This is a genomic window from Bacillota bacterium (genome assembly GCA_012839765.1).
Taxonomy (GTDB): Bacteria; Bacillota; Limnochordia; order DUMW01; family DUMW01; genus DUMW01.
In genome coordinates this window covers 36,245-43,449 of the sequence record DUMW01000032.1, presented here as the reverse complement: position 1 = coordinate 43,449, position 7,205 = coordinate 36,245, and the positions used below count along the sequence as shown (strand labels likewise).

Here is a 7,205-nt window from a genome sequence, read left to right as displayed (position 1 = left end):
CCTTCGGCTTCCTTCAGACCCCACCGTTACCAGTGACGCCCTTGCCTACGGATTGTCTTCCCGCTAGTTAGGCGACAGGGTTTCTTTCAACCCATCGGCTCAGCAGACATGCTGGGCACACCAAAAAGCGATCCGGCAGTGACACACCGGATCGCTTTCCATCCGTCCAAAACAATTGAAAGAGATGCAGAAACTAGATGTTCTGGCAATGCCAATGGTTTCTCACCAGAATAAAAGGGGACCTTCCCAGATCACTGTGCCCGAGGGGCAAGGGAACAAGCTTTTCCCGATACCTTACGAAAACCAGCGCCCGGCCCAAGAGCCGGGGTTCGTGGGAACGTCCCACCTGACTCTGAACAAAACGCCAGTCCATCGCCTTGGCACAGCCCGTGGATAAGACAGCTTAAGACTACCCACAGGCTACTAGCTCTTTCTGCCAAATCGTTCCAGCACCCGCCGTTCCCTTCCCTGCTCAGTGGGTTCATAGAACACTTTGTCCCTGTGAATATCCGGCAGGTACTGCTGTTTTACCCAGTGGTTGGGATAGTCATGGGGATACTTGTATCCTACACCATGGCCTAGCTCCTTTGCCCCTTTATATGACGCATCCCGTAGATGCAGGGGCACCTCACCCACTTCTTCCTTGGCCACGCAGGACAAGGCCCGTTCAATGCCCAAATAGGCGCTGTTGCTCTTCTCCGCGGTGGCAAGATAAAGGGCCACATGGGCCAGGATGATCCGTGCCTCGGGCATCCCCACATTGGAGACAGCGTCAAAGGCAGCAGTGGCCAGCATCAAGCCCACCGGATCCGCCAAACCAATATCCTCACTGGCGGCAATGACCATCCGCCGGGCAATAAACCGCGGATCTTCTCCGGAATAGATCATCTTGGCCAGCCAATATAAAGTGGCCTGGGGATCGCTACCGCGGATACTCTTGATGAAAGCCGACGCCAAATCGTAGTGGTAGTCCCCCGTACGGTCGAAGCGCAGCATCCGTTGGGAAGCACTGGCCACATCCTCTTCGGTAATGACAAGCTCCTGCCCGTCCTCTCCCCAGCCCGCGGTCAAAAACTCCAGAATATTCAACGCCGTACGGCTGTCCCCGTCGGAAAAAGTCAAAAGGTATTCCAGGGCCTCCTCAGTAAGCCTGATTTTATACATCCCCAGTCCCCGTTCCTCATCGGTGAGCGCCCGGTGGATGATCCTGGCCATCGAGTCTTTGGAGAGCTTCTTCAGTTCAAAGACCATACACCTGGACAATAGCGCCCCCCGCACACTGACCATAGGGTTTTCGGTGGTGGCCCCAACCAAGGTGACGATTCCGTTTTCGACATAGGGCAACAGGGCGTCCTGTTGGGTGCTGTTGAACCGATGGACCTCATCAATAAACAGGATGGTCTGCTGATTGGCCCGGGCCTTTCGCTCCTGGGCCTCCTCCACCACCGCCCGGATATCCTTCACCCCGGCCATCACCGCACTTAATTCAGTAAAATGGGTCTGGGTCTCGGTAGCAATGAGACGGGCCAGGGTCGTCTTACCACTGCCGGGTGGTCCGTAGAAGATCAAAGAAGGGACGTAACCCCGCCGAAGAGCACGCCACAAGGGAGTCCCTTCGCCAATGACCTCTTCGTGACCTTCCAATTCCGCCAGTGTCCGCGGGCGCATCCGCACAGCCAACGGCGCATCCTTCCTAACATCCATCCTGTCGGCGACCCGTCGGTATGGGAATCGCCACACCGCCCTTCTGTATTGAGTTAAATGGGGTATGTAATACCACTTGGTATTGGATACAAAAAGACCCCGCTGTGCCGTTACGACTGGTTTGCATTGAACCCGCGCTCGGCAGGTGGGTGCCCGCCTCTCTGCTTTCCGCTTCCCGGATTCGCGCCGGGCCTGCTTCCCACAGAGAGAGCTAAGCTCCCTTTGTCATGGTGTTGGGTCAATAACACCACCAGCTTAACCACGCACACAGCAGGGATAAGATTGTCGTCCAATGGCCATATCGATTACCTCAAGGTAACTAAATACTATCACAGATTCGCTCCCAATGCAAGGTAGGAAGCTTACCAGAATCTAAGCAGTGCGCCCGAATTTTGTAGGATCATCACGATCTGGGCCGATACATCATCTTACTTTCCCCTTCCGCCGCTGTGGGCACCTCTCGCTCTCTTCTAGGACAGGAACCATCTTCGCAAGTAGTTACTACCCACATCCTAGTCTCTGAAGGCGGGAAATACCCCCAACCCACCTTTGTTGGATACAAACCCAGCGGAGCGAACACAAACCCCAGGTGCTTTTCGCCCTCGCCGAAACCCTCCCCACAGTGAACATGCGTGGTAAATTGCCACGTAACCCACTCTCTCCTCCACCCATACATCCTGGAATCAAAAAGGCTCCGCGGTCCCCGAGAACAAGGGGCCACAGAGCTCTCTTTGTCAAGAGGGATTCCTACACCGCTATCAACCTAAGATTTCACCCGGGGAGCAATACGAATCCCCACTTCCTCCAGCTGCTTGGGCGCCACTGCCGAGGGTGCCTTGGTCAGCAGACACGTACCCCTCTGGGTCTTGGGGAAGGCGATGCATTCACGGATGGAATCAACACCAGCCAAGAGCATGATCCAGCGATCAAAGCCGAAGGCAAAGCCACCGTGGGGAGGCACTCCGTAGCGAAATGCTTCCAACAAGAAGCCGAATTTTTCCTCCGCGGCTTCGGGAGAAATCCCCAACAGCTCAAACATCTGCTGTTGGAGCTGGCGATCGTGGATACGGATACTTCCGCCACCCACCTCCATACCGTTGCACACCAGGTCATAGGCCGCAGAGCGTACCCGACCAGGTTCCGTGGTCAAAAGCTCCGTATCCTCCTCCAGTGGAGCGGTGAAGGGATGGTGAACCGCCACATAGCGGCCCTCCTCCTCATCGTATTCCACCAAGGGGAATTCCACAACCCATAGGTAATAATCGGCCTTACCTTCCAGCAAGCCTAGCTCACCGGCCAACTCCACCCGCAACTGGCCCAGAACCTGATTGGCCACCGCCGGTGTATCGGCCACCCAGATCAACAGATCCCCTGGTTTAGCCTCCATCCGGGCAATAATCTGCTGCAACACATCCGCAGAGAAGAACTTCGCAATGGGAGACTTGATCTCTCCTTCCGCGGTGTATTGCATCCAAGCCAATCCTTTGGCCCCCAGTTCCGTAGCCCGCTTGGTAAGCCCGTCAATGCGACTGCGAGCAAAGGACGCCCCCGTCGGAACAGCAAGACCTTTCACCACACCGCCGCTGGACACCACTTTGGAAAAGACCTGGAAATCCGAATCCTTCACCAGATCCGACACATTCCGCAATTCCATCCCAAAACGGAGATCGGGTTTGTCGCTGCCATACCGATCCATGGCCTCGGCGTAGGTCAGACGGGGCAAGGGATCGGGTAGTTCCTCTCCCTTGACTTGGCGCACCACTTCCCGCACCAACCCTTCGATCACTTGGATGACATCTTCCCTGGTCACAAAGGAAAGCTCCAAGTCGATCTGGGTAAACTCCGGCTGCCGGTCCGCCCGCAGATCCTCATCCCGGAAACACCGGACGATTTGGAAATACTTTTCGAACCCTGAAACCATCAAAAGCTGCTTGAAAAGCTGGGGCGATTGGGGTAGGGCGTAAAACTCGCCCGGCTGCAACCGGCTGGGCACCAGGAAGTCCCGCGCCCCCTCGGGGGTAGAACGGGTCAGCATGGGAGTCTCCACTTCCCAAAAACCCTGCTCGTCCAAGTACCGGCGCACCAACTGGGCAACCCGGTGCCGCAGGGCGAAGACCCGCTGTACTTGGGGACGCCGCAGATCCAAGAATCGGTAACGCAGCCGCATGGCCTCATCTACGTCGATCCGCTCATCCTCCACCGAGATAGGCGGAGTGGCGGCCGCACTCAGCACGTTTAATTCCTGCACAAAGACCTCGATCTTACCGGTGGCCAACCGGGGATTCTCCATCCCTTCCAGCCGCCGGCGCACCTCCCCGGAAACGGCCACCACGAATTCACTGCGCAACGTCTCCGCAAGACCAAAGGTCTCCTCGGAACAATCCGCGGGATTGAAGACGATCTGCACTAGCCCCGAGCGATCCCGCAGATCCACAAAGATGACCCCACCGTGGTCCCGCCGCCGGTGGACCCATCCACACAGGGTCACTTGTCGACCTACATCCTGCTCTCTCAATTCTCCGCACTTATCTGTTCGTTTCCACATATTCATTCCTCCACCTAGACTACAACCGCTGTTGCAATTCTTCCAGGAGCTGTGCTTCCGAAACCAGCGTCTCCTGGCCGGTCTGCATGTCTTTGAGAATCACTTGGCCCTGTTGGTACTCCGCCTCACCATAGACGACGACAAATCTAGCACCAAGGCGATTGGCCGACTTAAACTGGCCCTTCATCCCCCGGGGACCGTAGGACATCTCGGTGGCCACCCCATGGCGCCTGAGGTAAAAGAGGGTCCGCATTGCGGCCCTGCGCACCGGCTCTCCGCTGACCACTAGGTAAACCTGACAGGCCAAAGGGGCCTCCTGCTCTCCCTGGGATTTCTCCAAAGCCAGAAGCACCCGCTCCATCCCAGCGGCAAAACCCACCGCCGGTGTACTGGGTCCACCGCTTTCCTCCACCAGCCGGTCATAACGTCCGCCACCGCCCAAGGCATCTTGGGAACCTAGAAGGGACGAGGTAATCTCAAAGACGGTCCTGGTGTAATAATCGAAGCCACGGACTAAATAGGGGTTTATCCTATAGGGTTCCCCAAGATCATCAAGACCGGTCAATACCTCTTGGAAATGGTCTTTGCACTCCTGGCACAAATAGTCCTTAAGCAGTGGCGCCGTGGCCAATTGTTCCTTGCAACTGGCTTCCTTGCAGTCCAAAACCCGCAGGGGGTTTTGCTCATAGCGTCTCTGGCAATCTGCACAGAAAAGATCAAGCTTATCCGCAAGAAAGGCCAACAGTTTCTGAATGTATTCCGCCCGGCACTCCGGACAACCAATGGAATTGATCACCAAAGTGCAATCCTGCAACCCCAGGGCACGGTAAAAGTCCATGACCATCAGGATCAATTCCACATCCCCCAAGGGTTCGCCCACCCCCAGCAGCTCCGCACCAAACTGGTGAAATTGCCGGTAACGACCGGTCTGGGGCCGCTCGTAGCGGAACATGGGCCCGATGTAGTAGAGTTTGCTGGGTTCCGGGTTCCCATACATGCGGTGTTCCAGAAAGGCCCTGACCACCGGTGCGGTACCCTCGGGCCGCAAGGTCAGACTCCGGTTGCCCTTGTCAACGAACGTATACATCTCCTTTTCCACGATGTCGGTGCCTTGTCCGATACCGCGGGTAAACAGCTCCGTATGTTCAAAAATGGGGGTGCGCAGCTCCCGGTAGCCGTAACTCCCGGCCACCTGGCGGAAGACCTGTTCCACCCACTGCCATCGTTCCACTTCCCCCGGTAACACATCCCGCGTCCCCCGGGGGGTTGTAATCTGTGCCATAGAACAACTACTCCTTCCACTCACAAAGGTCCGCAAAACCCCGTTGCCCAGGTAGAGGAAACCCCAACCGGATCACTGTTCATTATGTAGGTTCCCCCAGGAAAGGGGCAACAGCTGGATTTGCGTCGACCCAACCATAGCAAAAATAGGTCCGCTGTACCGTAGGGCACAGCGGACGGAAGTGCATACCTTACCTACTCCTCCACAACGACCTCTTCTTCGGTCTCAACTTCCATATCCTCTACGGCATCAACATCCTCGGTTTCTGCCAGTTCCTCCTGCTGTTCATACATTTGCTCATTGGCTGCGTAGATCGCCTCGATCCGTTGGTTGATGACCTCTAACTCCTCGGTGCGACCCATCTGGGCCAGCACGGCTTGGAGGGTATAGTGCAGCATCAGATCGTACTGGTCGGCATCCGACGCCTTTACGAAGGACTGGGCCGCTAGATCTTCCTCTTCCTGCAGCATGTGGTACTGTCCCAGTAATACATAGGCTTCCGCAACCATGGAGCTTCCACTCAGCTGTTCGACACAGGCCTGCATGATCTCCACGGCCTTCTCCAGGTTCTCGGTGCGGGCATAGGCCTCGGCCAACGATGGGTAGATTCCGAACTCCTGGGGATTGGCCTTCATAGCCGCATTGTAGGCCTCGATGGCCCCTTCAAAGTCACCCTTTAGATAGAGATACCGCCCTTCCATTTGGCGATCCTGATAGACAATCTCCGCCTGTTCCCACAGTTCCTCGATCAGTTCATTGATCTTGGCTCCGACCTTTTCACTGAGAAGACTCTGCTTAAGTTCTTCCTTGGCCTCCTCGAACTCAGGACCGACCGCCTCTTTGCGGTTCAGGACGTTGATCACGTGGAAACCGTAGGTGGTCTGTACCAAAGCATAGCCGCCCACCTCGGTACTAAAGGCTGCTTCCTCAAACTCTGGGACCATCATCCCCCGGGAGAAATACCCCAGCTCACCGCCGGAGAATCGGCTGCCGGGATCATCGGAGTACTCTTCTGCCAGGACAGCAAAGTCCTCACCGGCCTGCGCCCGGGCCAAAAGCTCTTCCGCTAAGGCCCTAGCCTCATCCTCATCCCGCCCATCGGTGCTAATTAGGATATGCCGGGCATTCACCTCTTCATAGGCACGAACAAGATCTTCATCGGTGACTTCCACGCTACTTTCAATCTGCTGTAACAACTTCTCCGCTGGGAGATATGCACGGATATGCTCCTTGACGACACTGTCCGGAGTCCCGAGGTCCTCGCCGTACTGGGCCTTCAGAGCACTGAGTTCGGCTTCCACTTCAGCATTGGTCACTTTAATCTTATCCGCCTTCGCCTTCTGCATCAGAAGTTCCTCGGCAATGAGTCGTGTCAGCACATCATATTTCATCGCTTCCCAACTCAACCAGCTCACTTCACCATAGCCAAACATGCTTTGGTAGTAGTTCGCATACATAAGTTCCATATTGAACTGCTGCGTCAATATATGATCATAGATCGGGGTACCGTTCACCGTAACCACCACCCGACCTTCCGCTCCACTACCACTGTATCGACTGCGCAGGGCTGCATAAAGCCCCGAAGCGGCAAACCCAAGGATTACAATAACCAAGACCACCTTGCTGGCCTTCCGCATTTTCGAAAATACCATGTCCCTACCCCCAATAATTATC

Annotated in this window: 4 protein-coding genes and 1 other RNA gene; all 5 read right to left on the bottom strand. The window is 55.9% G+C overall.

Annotated features, from left to right (window positions below; genetic code table 11):
* Positions 1-423: 423 nt before the first annotated feature.
* Positions 424-1,704 (bottom strand): replication-associated recombination protein A, encoded by a 1,281-nt coding sequence (locus tag GXX57_03475; GenBank protein ID HHV43716.1) that lies wholly within the window; start codon positions 1,702-1,704, stop codon positions 424-426.
* 93 nt (positions 1,705-1,797) lie between these two features.
* A non-coding RNA gene (ssrS, locus tag GXX57_03470) (6S RNA) lies at positions 1,798-1,984 on the bottom strand.
* 483 nt (positions 1,985-2,467) lie between these two features.
* Positions 2,468-4,249, bottom strand: coding sequence for an aspartate--tRNA ligase (gene aspS, locus GXX57_03465; protein ID HHV43715.1), 1,782 nt, complete (start codon positions 4,247-4,249; stop codon positions 2,468-2,470).
* A gap of 19 nt (positions 4,250-4,268) precedes the next feature.
* A complete protein-coding gene (locus GXX57_03460) occupies positions 4,269-5,531 on the bottom strand; it encodes a histidine--tRNA ligase (GenBank protein HHV43714.1) in 1,263 nt (420 codons plus the stop codon).
* Positions 5,532-5,725: 194 nt separating this feature from the next.
* The gene (locus GXX57_03455) at positions 5,726-7,183 is read right to left on the bottom strand and encodes a hypothetical protein (protein ID HHV43713.1); all 1,458 of its coding nucleotides are present in this window, start codon (positions 7,181-7,183) and stop codon (positions 5,726-5,728) included.
* Positions 7,184-7,205 lie beyond the last annotated feature (22 nt).